Below are 16201 nucleotides of genomic sequence, written 5' to 3' on the forward strand. Positions count from 1 at the left end.
GACTATTTCCTTGGCTATAGTATTGTTTTTAGTCTACCTTAAGACAAATGTTGTTCACATCGCTGAAAAATATAGCGCAGCAACCCTAAAATCTCGTCGAGATGAGCAATTCCATAGAGTAATGTTTCATACACCTCACCTTCAGTTGTTAATTTATAAAACCGCCAACCATCTCCATTGGTAACGATTCCAAACACATCAATCTCCTGCTCGCGTTGGCGATTTTGCCAGGAACACGCTTGCATTTCTACTAAACACTGAGCTAATCTTTGCTCAAAGTCATCTTTTTTGGCTTCAACAATACAGAGATAAGGAGATTCAATATACGCCTTACGTTCAGTAATCAAGTAATCAACATTTCCTGTGGTTATATCAGAGTCTAGATCCGCCCCTTTCCATATTTTCAACTTCTTATAGGGTTGAATAGCTTCTTCACAAATTGCATCAATCACTATTTTTTTAGATTCTTCATACTTTTGTAAATCAAAACATTGTAATCTAGCCCAGCGTTCTTGGAAAAAGGGACTGGGTGCAACAGGTTGGCTGTCAACCTGCCAGAGTAATAATTCAGTTAGGCTTAATTGCTTGAAGGCTGCTGTGGTATTAAAGCTAGCAAAGTTTTTTTTCTTTCGCTTTTTGGCATTTGACGACATTTCGCGCCTTCCTGGTTAAAAAATACGCCGAAAAGGACTTATAGCAACGTTTCCGGATCTACACCTAATGCCCTGAGTTGTTCCCGCAAGCGCAAATTCTCCTGCTCGGCGCGTTCAGCTCGTTCCTCCCCTGTCAAGAGCAAATTACCCTCGTTATCCCACCAGCGCAGCCAGGGAAGTTCCACGTTTTTGTAGCAACCTTGCCAAATACCGAGTTCTACCTGTAGAGGCGGAATTGGGTAGTGTCCCCGTTCATTGGGAGGTAGTAAACTATATCGCCCGTTCAGCATATGATAAATTTCTAGGCTACCTCTCGCCACTTCGTAGATGCCGTAAAAGGGTACACGAATAGCTTGTTCATAAACCCAAAACTTACCCGCGAAAGGAGTGCGATCGCGTTCCTCCTGACCACTCCCAGAGACAAATTCCAACACAATTAGGGGAGAAACAATTTCCTGCCAAAGAACATAAGAACGCCGCATCTGACCGTCAAGAGTTGGCGGTACATTGGGAACATAAAACCAATCAGGGGCTTCGGCTCCCCGTTCTGGCGGCTCAGTCAAGCGCCAGTAAATACCACAGTCTTGACCAATACAGTATTGCCCATCTGGGTGAAGGTGTTGCAAAATGGGGGCGATCGCATCGGTCAACAGGATACTTTGAGGATGTTCTTGAAAGTTCTTCACAAAAGTACCATCTGACTCAGGAAGCTGAGTATGATTGGGTAACGTTACAGGTAGTTCAAATAAAGTTCCCATCGTTTTTATCCTACCTAGTCTGTTTTCTAGCAGTTCCCATGTCGCAAATAAAAGCTTGCACCCAAGGCAATGTAACTTACCCGATCAGGAAACGCTATACCCATGGTAATATTAAACACCTCAACCCGATCGCTTACCCGAATCAGGACAAGTAACCAAACTCTCGTGATATGGCGACTTTGAATAAACTTGTCCCCTACTCGTTCACCTCTGAAACCGAGAAATCAGCAAAATCGACATACACATCTTTTGGAGTTGCCCAAGAAGGATCACCGCCACCAAAAAAGGTGGAGAAGAATATACCATCAATTTTAAGGTCTTCAACGGTACGGAATGTCAATCCTTGCTCATCTAGAACCATGTTTCCATCCAACCAAACTTTAACCCGACCATTGGCTTGACCCGGTTCATTGAGGACAACTTCTTGCTGAATATGATGCCAAGTTCCAGGGATAAATTGCCAATTTCCCCGACCAATTGATGAGCCGTATTCTTCACTTGTGGGTAGATAGGCATACAGTTCCCCATCTCCATTGCGTCTCCACATAAAGCGCGTCGAAAACCCATCGGTTCCATCAGGCGTTTTTCCGCCACTAGCACCGTCACCCCCATAAAGTCCTGGCAATTTCCCCCCTTTAACAAAGTCAAAGTCGTCGGAAAAACGAACATAATAACTCAAGCGCAGGGATTCTTTAGCAGGTAAACCTAAATCCGCATAAAACTGTGTACCCCCTAACGGAGCATCATTTTTTCGAGAAACTGTAGGGCTCGCTGAACCCGCCGGATACTTCACCCGCAGAACTTGGTCATATCTGCCGTCGGCGTCTTTAATCACTTCACTATTTTCTAAACCCCATTGTTTCTCACTTTTAAGCTGCCAAGATTGCTGCCAATCCGTTGCGGCAAAGCTATCTGACCAAAGCGGGGTGACATCAGCGTTAGAGGCTACGTCTTGACTGGTTTCTGTGGAATTGCTTAAGGCAGAAGAGGAGTCTATTTCATTTGAAGAAGTCTGAGCGCAACTATTCAGCATGATGACTAAAAAAGCTGCACTTAGTAATTGACCTGAAGCGGTTAGATGCTTAAATTTGATTGACATGGGTTTGGCTTAAACGTGCGGGATAGCGTAGAGTTTTGAGCATTTTCATCTTGATGCACCCTCAACCATCCAATTTAATCCTTGCTCTTGGCTTTTGTCAGCCCTTGGCTGAAGAAAGGCAGCAGGCAGATGGCAGAGGCAGATGGCAAGGTGATAAGGAATAAGGAAATCATCACTGTTTAGATGGACATCAATACTCCTCGGATAAGCTCTAATTTAATTGCTTCTCCCCCAGCTCCCAGACGCGCCATGGCGCGTCTCTACAACCCCAGCTTCCCCAGATCCCCCAGCTTTCCTACTGGGGTTCGAGGCGCAATACTGCCATAAATGCTTCCTGAGGCACATCAACTGTACCTAAAGACTTCATCCGCTTTTTCCCTTTTGCCTGCTTCTGTAACAATTTTTTCTTGCGGCTAATATCTCCTCCGTAACATTTAGCGAGTACGTCTTTCCGTAGTGCAGGGATATGTTCACTGGCAATCACCCGACTACCAATTGAGGCTTGCAGGGGAATTTTGAATTGGTGACGGGGAATTAATTCCCGGAGTTTTTCCACTAACGCCCGACCAACAGAGTAAGCTTTATCACGGTGAACAATCATTGCCAGGGAATCGACTGGATCACCATTAATTAACACATCGAGGCGAACCAGCGTGTTTTCCCGATACCCAATAAGCTGATATTCCATACTGGCATAACCCCGCGATCGCGATTTGAGTTGATCGAAAAAGTCAGTCACGACTTCCGCCAGAGGTAATTCATACACCAAGGTGGTTCGCCCTTGGGTTAAATACCGCATATCTTTAAACTCACCCCGCCGCGTTTGGCACAGTTCCATCAGCGTCCCCACATAGGTTTCTGGGGTAATCATCTCGATGCGAACATAAGGTTCTTCAATTTTCTCCCGCTGCTGGGGTGGAGGGAGTAAGCTGGGGTTGTCAATTTCCAAAACCTCCCCATCCATATTCGTGACTCGATAGACCACAGACGGGGCGGTAATGATTAAATCTAAATCATATTCCCGTTCTAATCGCTCCTGGACAATTTCCATGTGCAATAAGCCCAAGAAACCACACCGGAAACCAAACCCCATGGCGCTGGAGGTTTCCGGTTCATAGTTGAGAGCCGAATCATTAAGCTTGAGACGATTCAGGGCTTCGCGTAAATCTTCGTACTGATCCGCGTCGGTGGGGAATAAGCCACAGAACACCATGGGTTTGGCTTCCTTGTAACCCGGTAAGGGCGTCTGTGCCGGTTCAGCTGCTAGAGTTATCGTATCGCCAACACGGGCATCTTCTACAGTTTTAATCGCCGCCGCTATGTATCCCACTTCTCCGGCGTGTAGTTGCTCAACCTGGATTTGTGTGGGTGATAGCACGCCCAGTTCATCAATTTCATATTCCTTTTTGGATGCCATTAGGCGAACTTTATCCCCGGTTTTCACCGTACCATCCATCACCCGGAAATAGACGATGACGCCTCGGTAGGGGTCATAATAGCTATCAAAAATCAAGGCTCGCAGGGGCTGATTGATGGTGTCTTGGGGAGGAGGAACCAGATGCACAATGGATTCTAAAATTTCATTGACACCAACACCCTCCTTTGCCGATGCGAGGATGGCTCCGCTACAATCGAGACCAATGACCTCTTCGATTTCTGAGATCACTCGTTCGGGTTCTGCTCCTGGGAGGTCGATCTTATTCAGAACCGGAATAATTTCTAGGTCATGCTCCAAGGCTAAATAAACATTTGCCAGAGTTTGAGCCTCAACCCCCTGAGAGGCGTCTACCACGAGCAATGCGCCCTCGCAAGCGACCAGCGATCGCGAAACCTCATAGGAGAAATCCACATGACCCGGGGTGTCAATCAAATTGAGAACGTATTGCTCACCATCTCGCCCCTGATAGTTCATGCGAGCGGCTTGCAGTTTAATGGTAATCCCGCGTTCCCGTTCCAATTCCATGTTGTCCAGGAACTGTTCCTTCATGTTGCGATCGCTCACCGTCCCGGTTGTCTGTAAGAGGCGATCGGCTAAAGTGGATTTACCATGATCAATATGAGCAATGATGGAAAAATTGCGAATGCGAGAGACAGGAACATCAGTCATAGAATTATCGGGTGACAAAAAAAATTGGCAACACGGAATGGATGGCTCTTAATGTATTTTAATGTTTCTTCCAAAAATGGGGACAATACTCCTGATACTCTAACTCCAGAGAACCTTTTGGGGCTAAGTACGTCACGAATCTCAGGTGGCAAGAGAGCAAGTTGTCGTAAAATGTAGTGTAGGGGAAGACTAAAACACTGATGACAATGAATAATCATGCCGTCCATCGAGAGCATTCAACAGACAAGGAAGAAATATCTATCCTGATGGATGCTCAACTGTTAGACCAAATCAAACACTTAACCAATGATCCGTCTAAGGTGATAGAAACAGCCATTCGTCAATGGCTAAGAGGAGAGCGCGATCGCGATGATGAGCTAACCCGCACCTTGAGACGAAATCCACCAGTACCGCCACGAGGCGAATGGAACGATTAAGAGCCAAGAGGTTCGTCGCTTTAATCGTTCGCCTGAGGCTCCAGGGCGTTAAGGGGTTGCATTTATGTCTGTCTTGGTGCGAGCGCTAATCCTTTCGCTGCTTGTAGTTTCCAGGTTTCTTGTAGATGATTGCTCCTGCTGATTTCCACCATCCTCGATTCGGGTATACCACTATGCAATCTACTACTGCACAAGGCAAGTCAAGCTTTTTGCAGGAGTTAGAGGTTGAGCTGATGTGTAGCCAAGATGCATCAGGTCAGTATCACTCCTTTTATTGGCGACAAGCCGAGCAGTATGAATTAACTCAAGAACAGGTTATTGGGGTTCCCCTCAACGAAACCTTTCATCCCATTGCTCTAGATGCTTATCGGGATCGAATCCAGCGGATTCTAGACAACCGCACCCCAGAACGCTGTATCCACGACTTCTGTTATGGCGATCACGTTTTTCCCTTTGAACTGGTGATCAGCCCAATTTTACAAGCAGACGGTCAGGCGACTCAGGTTTGGGTGATAGGTCATCTATTACCTGAGGGTTCGGTGCAAAAAGTGATCGATTCGCTGGTACCGTTAAGTGTCGATCCCAATCAAAAACTACTCACCCAAATTGCCCGCCGGATTCGCCGGACGTTAGACTTAGATACAATCTGGCAACAAACGGTAGACAGTTTAGGGAAAGCTTTACAAGTCAGTCGCTGTATTATCTGTTCCTACAAACCCGACTACATTGATGTCAAGGTGGAAGCGGAGTATCGCCAAGACTCATTAGAGGAAATGTTGGGGATGACGCTGGAACTGGAGTCGGAACTGATAATGAAACAAGCGATGTGGAGTTCCGAACCCGTTGTAGTTGACCAAATCGCCCCGAGTCGGTTTCAAGAAAAATCCCTGCTGGTGGTTTCCACGTCCTATAAAGATGAACCCAATGGCTTAATTAGTTTACAACAGTGCGATCGCCACCGTCCGTGGAGTGATGCGGAAATTGAGCTAGTGCGGGAGTTGGCCGAACAAGTGGGAACCGCGATCGCTCATGGTACGCTCTATAAAGAACTGGAACTAGCCAGAGAACAAGCCGAAGAAGTGTCCCGCCTCAAGAGTGAATTTCTGGCTAGCACCTCTCACGAATTGCGGACGCCCCTAAATGGGATGATTGGCTTTCTCAAGCTGATTCTGGAAGGGATGGCGGATGATCCAGAAGAACAGCGAGAGTTTATCCAGGAAGCCCATAATAGTGCCTTACATCTGCTCAACATCATCAACGATATCTTAGATATCGCCAAGATTGAAGCCGGAAAAATGGAGCTGGAGTTTAGTCCAGTTGAGTTAGAGTATCTGTTCAATAAGGTCTATGATTTTACCGCGCAGCAAGCCCATCACAAGAATTTGAGCTTCACCCTGGAAATTCCCGCCGTCTACGATGGCATTGTTATGTATGGGAACTATCAACGGTTGCTACAGGTGATGCTAAACCTGGTAGGGAATGCCATTAAATTTACCGATGAAGGGGGAATTACCATCAGCGCCGAAGTCATTCGCAAGAAAGTCCATTTTCAAGGACAGGAATTTCCTGGACATGTGAAAGTGCGGGTAGCGGATACGGGAATTGGGGTGTCCTTGGATAAGCAAGACAAACTCTTCCAATCCTTTAGCCAGGTGCATGGTGGACTCAATCGTCCTTACGGGGGAACCGGGTTAGGGTTAGCTATTTCCCAAAAGCTAGTGGAAACCATGGGCGGTGTTGTACATTTCTTCAGCATGGGAGAAAACTTAGGTTCAACTGTGACATTTACTGTACCCCTTTATCAAGAACCCGTGATGGTGTCGCGCACAGATTGAGCAAAAGGCGAGGTATCCTAGTGCAGCGTCGCAGAAATAGCCTTAAGTCAGTATCATTCCGTTAGGTTGGTAGCTGGAAAACGTTTGAGTTATAGCGCTACGCGCTAGGCTTTCTTGCAATAGGCAACACCTCGGCTTCGCTCGGTGTGTCATGGGCAATAGTGAAGAAAAACGCTTACCTGACAAGCGATTGAGCGATTTTAATTTTTCTTCATTTGTCCTAACCTTAATGCGTAGTGCTATAAAGACTTACTGGCAAAGGCATTTCCTGTTCCCTGTTCCCTATTCCTTCTATTTTATTCAAAAAGTTAGGGGAATCCCCTAAGTCTGACATCTTCCCCTAACTGTTTAGTTGAGATAATCACCACCGTCCAGCCTCTAGAGGATACAGTTGGCATAAGGAAAGTTCTGCCAACTATTCTGAACTCAACGTAAGCGATTAGAGTTGAGTCAGGAACATTATCTATGAATACTCAGGTTGGCATAGTATTAAACCTAATTCTTTGGGGAACTGTTTTGAGTCAGCCTGTCATTGGCATTCAACCTCATCAACGTTTCCTGATGTTACAATTTCACCCTCAAGCTGGACAGGATTTATTATTAATCAAAAAAAACGTCATCCAAGTAGACGAACCGCCGATCAATCCAGGTTCTCCCGATGAACGGCTACCAGCAGGAACCCACAAGGGCAATAGTTTGGCTGTTTTGCCAACACGGAAGGATGGGGTAAGAGTCGAAGACGAACCGACTCCACCAAAAGAGCAGATACCAGGGGGTAGTCGGTTGATTACACAGACAGATCCCCGACTTTTCCAAGAAGTCGGGGATCTTGCTTAAGGCTGTACTTCATCAACCTGAAATCTGCTGTAAATCAATCTTAAGGAAGAGGCAAAGGCAGCGACAATTTTTTAATAAAAATCATCCGATCCTTCTAGGACAAATCTATGTAATTTGATAGAAAACCTGAACCCGATCCCTTTGTTAACCTGATTACAGTGATGTTGCAGAGGTTCATAGCAATAGAGACCTCTGACACCTGAATACCAATAAAATACAGGAGGATATTATATGTCTATGACAGGATTACCAGCATTTGACACCACCGTTCAAAAAACCAATACTTGGGTCAATGATGTAGCCGCAGAACTAGGCTGGGAGGACAAACATAGAGCCTTCCAGGGATTGCGTGTAACATTGCACGCTTTGCGCGATCGCTTGATGGTAGACGAAGCCGCTCAATTGGCTGTTCAGTTGCCCATCCTACTGACTGGGTTTTACTACGAAGACTGGAAACCAGCAACGAACCCCAGTAAGGAACGCACTAAAGACCAATTCTTGAGCCACATCAGCGAATACTTCCAAACCATCGAACCGAACGTTGATGCTGAGGCGATCGCACGCGCTGTTTTCAAGATTATGTCTAACCGCGTTTCCACGGGTGAAATCGAAGACATCATCGGCATTCTACCCGCCGAGATTAAAGAACTTTGGCCCCAAGCAGTCCGTGCGTAATTGTAAATAGCAGCAATAGCTGAATTGAGGACTGATAATTTATGCAACTTCCCTTAGAAATTTCCTATCGGGATGTACCAAAAACCGACGCCCTGGATACATTAGTCCGGGAAAAAGTCGATAAGTTAGAGCAGGTTTGCGACCACATTAATAGTTGCCGCATTGCGATTGAACAGGCACACAAGCAACCAAATAGCGGTTCCCCCTATCGGGTGCGAATCGATATGACCGTACCACCAGGTCACGAACTTGCCGTGGTCGAAAATCCGGGAGAAGGAACGCAGTACCAGCCGGTAGAAACCGTGATCCGTAACGCCTTTGAGTCGGCACGCCGCCAGCTTATCGAACTTAGCGAACGGCAACGGAATGAGGTTAAGTCTCATCCTACTCAGGAAATGACAGCAATCGTTACCAAGTTATTTCCCGAAGAAGGGTACGGCTTTCTCAAAACCGTGGAAGGTCAGGAAGTCTATTTCCACCGCAATAGTGTTCTCCATGATGACTTTGACCGCTTAAGTATCGGTACAGGTGTGCGGTTCTTTGCCGAGGAAGGTGAACAAGGACTGCAAGCCAGTACCGTGCAGATTGTGAACAAGCCGGGTGAGCAGATTTCCAAAGTTGATGAATTGGAGATTGAACAACCCCTCGGCTGGAACAAATAGATTAGCACTGGTGTAGGGTGCGTTAGGCGCATAGTTTTTTATTCACTTTTATTTCCCACAGAACACTCATGCGCCGTAACGCACCACCTTGGTTGGTGCGTTACTAAAATTGTGGAATAGATTTGACGTTTAAACTGGGCGCAAGTCCTTGCGCCCCTACAATGCTAATCCACCAATTAAGGTGTGCCACGCCACTACCAAAATTACAATTAATGAGGCTTTTTACTCGCGATATCTTGACATTCATAATTTATAAATAAGGCAGAAGATAGAAGAGAAAGAGTAAATTGGCAAATGTAAACCCGCGCAGGCGGGTTTTGTTTGTATAGCTGCGGTTACCCTACGGGAAGCCGCTCCGCGTCTACAACCGCCCCATCTTAAAGGATTCTTACAAGCCCACTGACAAAACTTGCACCGTTTCTCCGGCTGGAATTAAGGTTTGACCAACGGGTACAACCGCCAGACCCGTAGTTTGGGCTAAGTTAATTAAATTACCCGAACTGTGACTACCACCCGCCAGATTGAATTCGTATTTCCCCTCAACTAATTGAAGCTGACCCCACAAATAGGATTCTCGACGCCCATCAGATTTGAGTTCGCTACAGGAGATGGCGTTGATAAACCTAGGTTTCCATTGTTGCATTGGTAAACCAGAAAGCTTTTTCATCACAGGTTGCACAAATCGCCAACAACTGACTAAAGCCGAGACTGGATTTCCGGGTAGACCAAAATATAAGACTGGATGCGATGAGCCTTTTTTATTCCCCTGACTCGGAGGCGGAAACGTCGCCACGGTTAACGGTTTACCGGGTTTGACTGCAACCGAACGGATATGAATTTCAGCATTCAGTTGGGCTAAAATTTCATCTACATAGTCATAATCCCCCACAGAGACGCCACCGGTCGAGAGAACAATATCGGCGGCTAGAATCGCTTGGGCAATGGCTTGCTTCAGGGCGTCCGGTTTATCGGGGATAATCCCCTGTACCTTGGGAATTCCGCCACAGAGAGTCACCCAAGCGGCTAAGGCGTATTGGTTAGAATCGACAATTTGACCCGGTTGCAAGGGTTGGTACGGCGTAACCAGTTCATTCCCCGTGGAGAGAATCGCGACTTTGGGACGGCGATAGACAGTGAGTTCCGTACATTGGGCGGCGGCGAGGATGGCAATTTCTGGCGCACCCAGTTGAATTCCTGCGTCTAAGAGGGGTTCTCCAGCACGGTAAAATGATGCCTGATGACGCACAAAACCTTGCGGTTTCGGGGCTTGTAAGATTAAAACCTGGTTATCCTGGCGCTGTGTATGTTCCTGCATCACCACCGTATCAGCGCCCTGGGGCATACATGCACCGGTGAAGATACGCGCCGCTTGTCCGGGTGCAATGGTTTTTTGCGGTTGATAGCCAGCAGGAATCTCTTCGACAAGTTCTAAACGCATTGGTTGCTGTTCATTAGCCGACTGCACATCAGCATAGCGCACCGCATAACCATCCATCGCCGAATTATCCCAGTGGGGAAAATCTAATTGGCTGGTTACAGGAGTAGCCAAAATGCGACCTGTGGCGGCGGATAGGTCGATAATTTCGCTGTCTAACTGGGAGTCTAAGGGGTGGACGAGATCTAAGATAATGGATTCGGTTTGGTTAACGGGTAGCATGGGGCAAAAATTAGGAATAATGCGTTATTCGGCTTCTCCTATCAGTGTAAAGGTTGCCCAGTTTCTGGGATGAGGATGTTTTGCTATTGTCGTCAGCATGGCTTGTCGCAGCGCTTGGGCTTTGTCAGGATTGGTTTTGTAGATTTTGATAAAATTCCTGCATCAGGGAGGCTGTGGGGCATCTGGCACTATCCACAGGGATACAATCACACTGGGTACACCTGCCGAAATAAGGGAGCGTGATAAACCGATGACGCTATCCCCGGTAATTCGACCTTGACCCGTATTGCAGGCACTGAGGACAACCAATTCGGCGTTGAGGTTCATGGTGAGGATTTCATCTGCCGTAAGTAAACCGTTATCGTTAGTAGAGGGAGCTAATGCGATCGCACTCCCTAATCCCCAGATTTCATCGAGTATGCCGTGGGTGGCTAGGTGAATAATCCGGGCGTTTGCCATGTTCTCAACCACGGTAATTTTTCAAATGACGGTTCAAGATGATCGTCGAGAAAACGAACTGATCACTCTCTTTCAACTCCAGAAACCTGCCAAAGCAACTCGCAACGGTACAGATGCTGTTCTTTATTTCAATGGACGCTATATCCCCTTTGAATTAAAATCAACGACAAGTTCTTCTGTGACAACTGTTCGTGATTTTGGGTTAACTCATATTCAAAAGTGGCAAGATAAACACTGGTTATTTGGTTTCTACAATAAGGATGGCGCAAAATTAAACTATTGGCTTTACGGTTCTCCCCAAGCCATGGGAAAATGGATTCATGAAAAAGAATCTTACATCTTACCTGACTACAAACTCGCTCAGCTTGCCCCTGAATTACTAACCTTTAATGTGCTTTACAAAATTCTGGGGCAAAAACAGATTTATACCCTTGAAGATGCTCGTCGTCTGCAAAAGAAATAGTATACCATCCAGCAATATCGTAACCAGATGGACTTAACTCAAGGCTATTCGCCTGAACGAATGCTTGCTATCTTAAAGGATAGATGTCGCTATTTAATCGAGAGAGGTTCGACCTTAAATAATCCTCACATTCCGGCGTCTTATTTTCAAGGTTGGGAACGGATTACCGAAAATCATGCTCAGCGTCTGCGGGAATTGGTAGCGGAAGTTCTTGACGATAAAGCTTGAGCAATAGATACAGCCACTCTATACGCCATTGGTGGGGGAACAGCATTGCCAATTTGACCTAGGGCTTTATAAACAGCACCATCAAATGACCAGGATTGAGGAAAGCCTTGCAAAATTGCACAGTCAGGTACAGATAAGCGAAAGTGACCATTATCTGGTACAAATAAATGCGCCTGTTCTCGATTGAGAGCAACTCCATTGGGCCAAATTTGTAGTTTTTCCCAAATCTTTTGCGCGGAAACACTACTCAACACTGATGTGGTATGACGGGGACCGGTGAGAGAACTGCGAATGGTAGGAGATAACGCATCAAATCCTATATCAGGTAGTCCTAATGCTTCACGCACGCCCATACAAGGTTGTAACGTTTCAGACGGGTCGAGGAGCGAAAATAGATCTAGCTGAACATGAGGTTTAACTTTATCCGTAGGCAAATGATGCCAACTGTGGGTGGGGAGAGGGGACTGGTAATTTGACGCCATTTTTTCCTGACGAAACCCCACAAAAAATACACGCTTTCTCATTTGAGGAATTCCGAAGGATGGCGCTGCGAGGATAACTCGAATTAGCGTATAGTTCTGACGCAGGGGATGTTCAACAACCTCTTTAAGATATGAGCTGAATTTTTTGCCCACCAATGCTGTAACATTTTCCGCCACGAAAGCAATTGGCTCAATTTCTAACACAGCCCGGATGAATTCTGGAAACATATCCCGGCTGTCTTCTTTTCCTTGCTGACGACCAGCGACAGAAAACGGTTGACAGGGTGGACCGCCATGGATTATGTCAACTAAGCCCCGATAGTCTCGCCAGTCTACCTGGGTAACATCTCCTTGTTCCCCCCCAAACACAGTCCACTCTGGTCGAATGTTCCTCAAGGTAACACCAGATTCAGGTAAGATATCGTAGGATGCGACATGGGTAAATCCAGCTCGATCAAAGCCTAGGTCTAAACCGCCACCACCACTGAACAAAGAGAGCGATCGCCAGCCGTTACTGGCTAATTGTGGCATCAGGTCGTCTGGATTGAGCCGAGGTACATTAATCGGATGAATCGGTGTTCGTCCCTCACCCCGGACAGCTTTGGCTTTGGCTCGACTCGACGCCTGAGAACGTTTCCTGTAAACCTCTCGTTCTTCGTCAGTGATGTCCCAGCCTTGACGCCAAGATGATGCTGCCATAAATGGGTCTCCAGATCAAAGGTTTCAGCTCCCAGAAGTTTATATCAAGTCCTGTTAATTGCCCATAATGTAAGGGGGCAGTAACGGATATATCTAGTGTCTTTTGTTATAAAACTTAATGATTGGCAAAATTTGCCCTAGTTAGGGCTTGCTGCAAAAACTGGAAACCCCTCTCAGAACTATACTGGGAGGGGCTTTGTTTCTTTATTTTCGCCTCAACGTTGGGCGAAAGAACACCTTGAAGCAGGTAAGAAGTACCCGATGTGAAGTTACCCAACTTGCTTCGTTCTTATTTGGGGATTTCCAACCAGTTTTTGAGTTAAGTGTCCTGTTTGTGACGTTTAAAAGTCGCCGTACTGATACCTGCTAGAGCAAGTAAGCCCAGAACGGTAGCGGGTTCAGGAACGGGAGTAGGCTCTGAAACAGTCACAGTTCCAATTGTTGCAGTAGGATTTCCTACGGAGACTGACTCAACGCCATCCATAAACGAAATAACCAGTAAAGCCTGCAAATCGAGAAGCTCATTGCCAGAACCGGAAATAAAGGAGCCTTGGTCGAGATTGTCTGGATCAACGAAATCCATTCCTATGGGCTGATTGAGAGTATCATTCACGTAGAAACTCGGCTCAAAATCCGTTGTCGCACCCTCCTCCTCAGAAGAAATGGAAAATGCGGATACGGCATCATTTCCACTCCAGTTCCATTCCCAAGCCTTCAACTCATCAGCCGACACAATACCATCAGCCGCATCGTCTTCATCGGCGAAGATAGTACCCGAAATGGAGCCGCCGCCATCCTCTTCCCACCAGCCGGTATATTCAATATCCCAGCTAAAGAGTGCAGCATTAGCAGGTGCAGCAAGTGCAGCCCAACCTAACGCCACTGTTGCAGCAAGAGCTAAGCGTTTCATAAAATCACCTAATTGTAAATACTGTTGAACAACTTTTGTCTGCGATCGCCCTAAGCTAAGCAGGAGTTGACAAAACCCCCAACCTTACACCAACTTAGGACGAATGGCACGCTCCAGCCATTAGGGGGAGCGCCACAACCCTTTACCGTAGGGTGGACACTGCTCACCAGAATACGAGGAGCGTGCCAACTTAGGAACCAACGATACCGCCATCTTTGCGAGTAATCACAACCGTTGCATCACGGGGGATTTTGCCGCTACCTTGGGATGCCGGGAAGTTGGTCAAATCTGGATTACCATCACCCGGATGCTGAAGGTTGGCAAATAGCGTCCGGCGATCGGGGGTTCTGGTCAAACCCGTTACTTCGCACTCCGTTACCCCAGTGAAGAGGCGACAAATCTCACCCGTGTTTGTGTCAGCAACCAGCAGTTGGTCATTCGGTTTCACGCCATTGATTTCAGGCTGAGTACCATCAGTCTCAATAAACAGCCTGCCATCGGGATCAGACCAGAGACCATCCGGACTACCAAAGGCGCTTTTCTCGGTATCGTGGGTATCGACAGCGAGAACAAAGATGTCCCAGGTGAACGTAGTGCCGACGTGGTTGTCGCTATCTCGCCACTTGATGATGTGACCAAAGGGATTAGGTGCCAGGGGGTTAGCAGCATCAGGAACTTGACGGCGGGTATTATTCGTGAGGTTGCAATAGATATCACCATTGGCAGCAGCAGCAATCCACTCCGGACGATCCATCGGCGTGGCACCCAGGGTGTCAGCAGCGAGACGGGCAAAGGTTAACACCTCAGCTTGGTCGGCAAACTGAGCCGCCAGAGCTGGATTATTAATGGTGAGTTCCAGCCACTCACCCGTGCCATTATCATTAAACTTGGCGACATAGAGCTTTCCTCGGTCTAAGGGGCTGATACGCCGTGCCCGCATTGATCGCCAGTTGCTTTCTGAAACAAACTTGTAGATATAGTCAAAGCGTTCGTCATCGCCCATGTATACCACAGCACGACCGCCTCGTCCGACGACAAGCTCGGCATTTTCGTGCTTAAACCGACCCAATGCCGTCCGTTTTACGGGCGTCTGAGAAGCGTCCATGGGATCAATCTCGACCACCCAGCCAAAGCGATGCTCTTCGTTTTTGTAACTAGGGTTTGAGAGATCGAAGCGCGGGTCAAAGTTGTACCAGCCATAGCCAAAGCCTTGGGTACTGAAGCCATAGCGCTTTTGGGCTTCCGTGGGTGTCCAGCTACCTGTAGCGCCGAAGTAACCGTTGAAATTCTCCTCACAAGTCAGGTAAGTCCCCCAAGGAGTGTGACCATTGGCGCAGTTGTTCACTGTACCTTTTGGAGAATTGCCTGCTGGTGTTTGCAACAGTGGATGATTGGCAACGGATCCACTAAACGTTACGGGTGTATTGACATGGATGCGGCGAGCATTCGGGCTGCCAACCCGTTGCCACTTGCCATTGATCTTTTGAATCTCAACGACGGATACGCCGTGAGCATGTTGAGAGAGGCGCACATCTTCCAGACTCTCCGGTGTCCGCTTGCCAAGGACATGTGGATTAGTACCAAACTCGTGGTTAATCGCCAACATGCCCCGGTCATTACTATCTCCAATCGGGAACAGCCACATACCATCGTGACCAATTCCAACTTGTTGCGCTTGCTCGGCAGCCGTCGGGCGGGTAGTCGGGTCACCATTATATTCTGGACCACCGGGCTGAATCGAGGTTCCCCAGGGAATCAGCACGTCATACTGGTAATCCTCTGAAACGGTGGGTACGGGTCCTGTACCGTTAACAGCAGGAACAGGTGTAAAGTTGATCAAACGGCTGCCTGGAGCTTTGGCGATCGCATTACCAACTCCTTGAGTTGCAGCGGTTCTAGACCCTTGAGTCATCGCCGCCGCCGCACCTCGATCTAACCAGCGATCGCCAGCCAGCGCTGCTAAGAAGCCAGTGGCTGACAGCGCTGCACTACGAGCGAGTACGTTTCGCCGAGACATTCTGGCTTGGAGTACGTCCTGAAACGGACGATTGCTTGACTTATTGCTGCTTCTGTTGTCGTGAATCAATTGCACTCTCCTCTTAATCTGTATTGACGCTGTTGTCGGTAACGCTTGTGAACTGAAAACTGCTCTAGGCTTGAACTCAGCCACGTCAAGTCAGCCCAGTTTCAAACCGGAAGGGTTTCCCTTGCAAGACGCTACACTTCTCAATCGGGAAACG

General features: G+C 47.4%; 15 protein-coding genes and 1 pseudogene. 7 read left to right on the plus strand and 9 right to left on the minus strand.

Annotated elements, in window-relative coordinates; translation table 11 throughout:
• Positions 1 to 38: 38 nt before the first annotated feature.
• From RIC07_RS23775 to lepA, 4 genes are all read right to left on the minus strand, one after another.
• Positions 39 to 653, minus strand: a complete 615-nt coding sequence (locus RIC07_RS23775) for a hypothetical protein (protein ID WP_446396670.1) — start codon at positions 651 to 653, stop codon at positions 39 to 41.
• 38 nt (positions 654 to 691) lie between these two features.
• The gene (locus tag RIC07_RS23780) at positions 692 to 1411 is read right to left on the minus strand and encodes a Uma2 family endonuclease (protein WP_446396671.1); all 720 of its coding nucleotides are present in this window, start codon (positions 1409 to 1411) and stop codon (positions 692 to 694) included.
• Between the two features lie 196 nt (positions 1412 to 1607).
• Positions 1608 to 2510, minus strand: a complete 903-nt coding sequence (locus RIC07_RS23785; RefSeq protein WP_446396672.1) for a polysaccharide lyase — start codon at positions 2508 to 2510, stop codon at positions 1608 to 1610.
• Positions 2511 to 2805: 295 nt separating this feature from the next.
• A complete protein-coding gene (lepA, locus tag RIC07_RS23790) occupies positions 2806 to 4617 on the minus strand; it encodes a translation elongation factor 4 (protein WP_446396673.1) in 1812 nt (603 codons plus the stop codon).
• 206 nt (positions 4618 to 4823) lie between these two features.
• On the opposite strand from lepA, the gene RIC07_RS23795 reads away from it, so the two are divergent.
• From RIC07_RS23795 to RIC07_RS23815, 5 genes are all read left to right on the plus strand, one after another.
• Positions 4824 to 5054 (plus strand): hypothetical protein, encoded by a 231-nt coding sequence (locus tag RIC07_RS23795; protein WP_446375385.1) that lies wholly within the window; start codon positions 4824 to 4826, stop codon positions 5052 to 5054.
• A gap of 125 nt (positions 5055 to 5179) precedes the next feature.
• Positions 5180 to 6889: an ATP-binding protein gene (locus tag RIC07_RS23800; RefSeq protein ID WP_446396674.1), complete on the plus strand. Its 1710-nt coding sequence runs from the start codon at positions 5180 to 5182 to the stop codon at positions 6887 to 6889.
• 465 nt (positions 6890 to 7354) lie between these two features.
• Positions 7355 to 7726: a hypothetical protein gene (locus tag RIC07_RS23805; RefSeq protein WP_446396675.1), complete on the plus strand. Its 372-nt coding sequence runs from the start codon at positions 7355 to 7357 to the stop codon at positions 7724 to 7726.
• 231 nt (positions 7727 to 7957) lie between these two features.
• On the plus strand, positions 7958 to 8401 hold the full coding sequence (locus RIC07_RS23810; RefSeq protein ID WP_446396676.1) for a DUF2267 domain-containing protein: 444 nt from the start codon (positions 7958 to 7960) through the stop codon (positions 8399 to 8401).
• 41 nt (positions 8402 to 8442) lie between these two features.
• On the plus strand, positions 8443 to 9063 hold the full coding sequence (locus RIC07_RS23815; RefSeq protein ID WP_446396677.1) for an HPF/RaiA family ribosome-associated protein: 621 nt from the start codon (positions 8443 to 8445) through the stop codon (positions 9061 to 9063).
• A gap of 388 nt (positions 9064 to 9451) precedes the next feature.
• On the opposite strand, the gene RIC07_RS23820 is transcribed toward RIC07_RS23815, so the two are convergent.
• On the minus strand, positions 9452 to 10720 hold the full coding sequence (locus tag RIC07_RS23820; protein WP_446396678.1) for a molybdopterin molybdotransferase MoeA: 1269 nt from the start codon (positions 10718 to 10720) through the stop codon (positions 9452 to 9454).
• A gap of 24 nt (positions 10721 to 10744) precedes the next feature.
• Positions 10745 to 11179, minus strand: a pseudogene (locus RIC07_RS23825) (CHAT domain-containing protein).
• 25 nt (positions 11180 to 11204) lie between these two features.
• Here RIC07_RS23825 and RIC07_RS23830 point away from each other — a divergent pair.
• Both RIC07_RS23830 and RIC07_RS23835 read left to right on the plus strand, forming a co-directional pair.
• The gene (locus tag RIC07_RS23830; RefSeq protein WP_446396679.1) at positions 11205 to 11642 is read left to right on the plus strand and encodes a hypothetical protein; all 438 of its coding nucleotides are present in this window, start codon (positions 11205 to 11207) and stop codon (positions 11640 to 11642) included.
• A 27-nt stretch (positions 11643 to 11669) separates the two neighbouring features.
• Complete coding sequence (locus RIC07_RS23835; protein ID WP_446396680.1) at positions 11670 to 11870, plus strand: hypothetical protein; 201 nt, start codon at positions 11670 to 11672, stop codon at positions 11868 to 11870.
• Here the strand turns inward: RIC07_RS23835 and RIC07_RS23840 are convergent.
• From RIC07_RS23840 to RIC07_RS23850, 3 genes are all read right to left on the minus strand, one after another.
• The gene (locus RIC07_RS23840) at positions 11822 to 13051 is read right to left on the minus strand and encodes a DNA cytosine methyltransferase (protein WP_446396681.1); all 1230 of its coding nucleotides are present in this window, start codon (positions 13049 to 13051) and stop codon (positions 11822 to 11824) included. The genes RIC07_RS23835 and RIC07_RS23840 overlap by 49 nt on opposite strands.
• Before the next feature lie 319 nt (positions 13052 to 13370).
• The gene (locus RIC07_RS23845) at positions 13371 to 13961 is read right to left on the minus strand and encodes a PEP-CTERM sorting domain-containing protein (protein ID WP_446396682.1); all 591 of its coding nucleotides are present in this window, start codon (positions 13959 to 13961) and stop codon (positions 13371 to 13373) included.
• A gap of 190 nt (positions 13962 to 14151) precedes the next feature.
• Positions 14152 to 16047, minus strand: a complete 1896-nt coding sequence (locus tag RIC07_RS23850) for a PhoX family protein (protein ID WP_446396683.1) — start codon at positions 16045 to 16047, stop codon at positions 14152 to 14154.
• Between the last annotated feature and the right edge of the window lie 154 nt (positions 16048 to 16201).

The sequence above is a fragment of the Coleofasciculus sp. E1-EBD-02 genome (assembly GCF_040218245.1).
In the GTDB taxonomy this organism is placed as follows: domain Bacteria; phylum Cyanobacteriota; class Cyanobacteriia; order Cyanobacteriales; family Coleofasciculaceae; genus Coleofasciculus.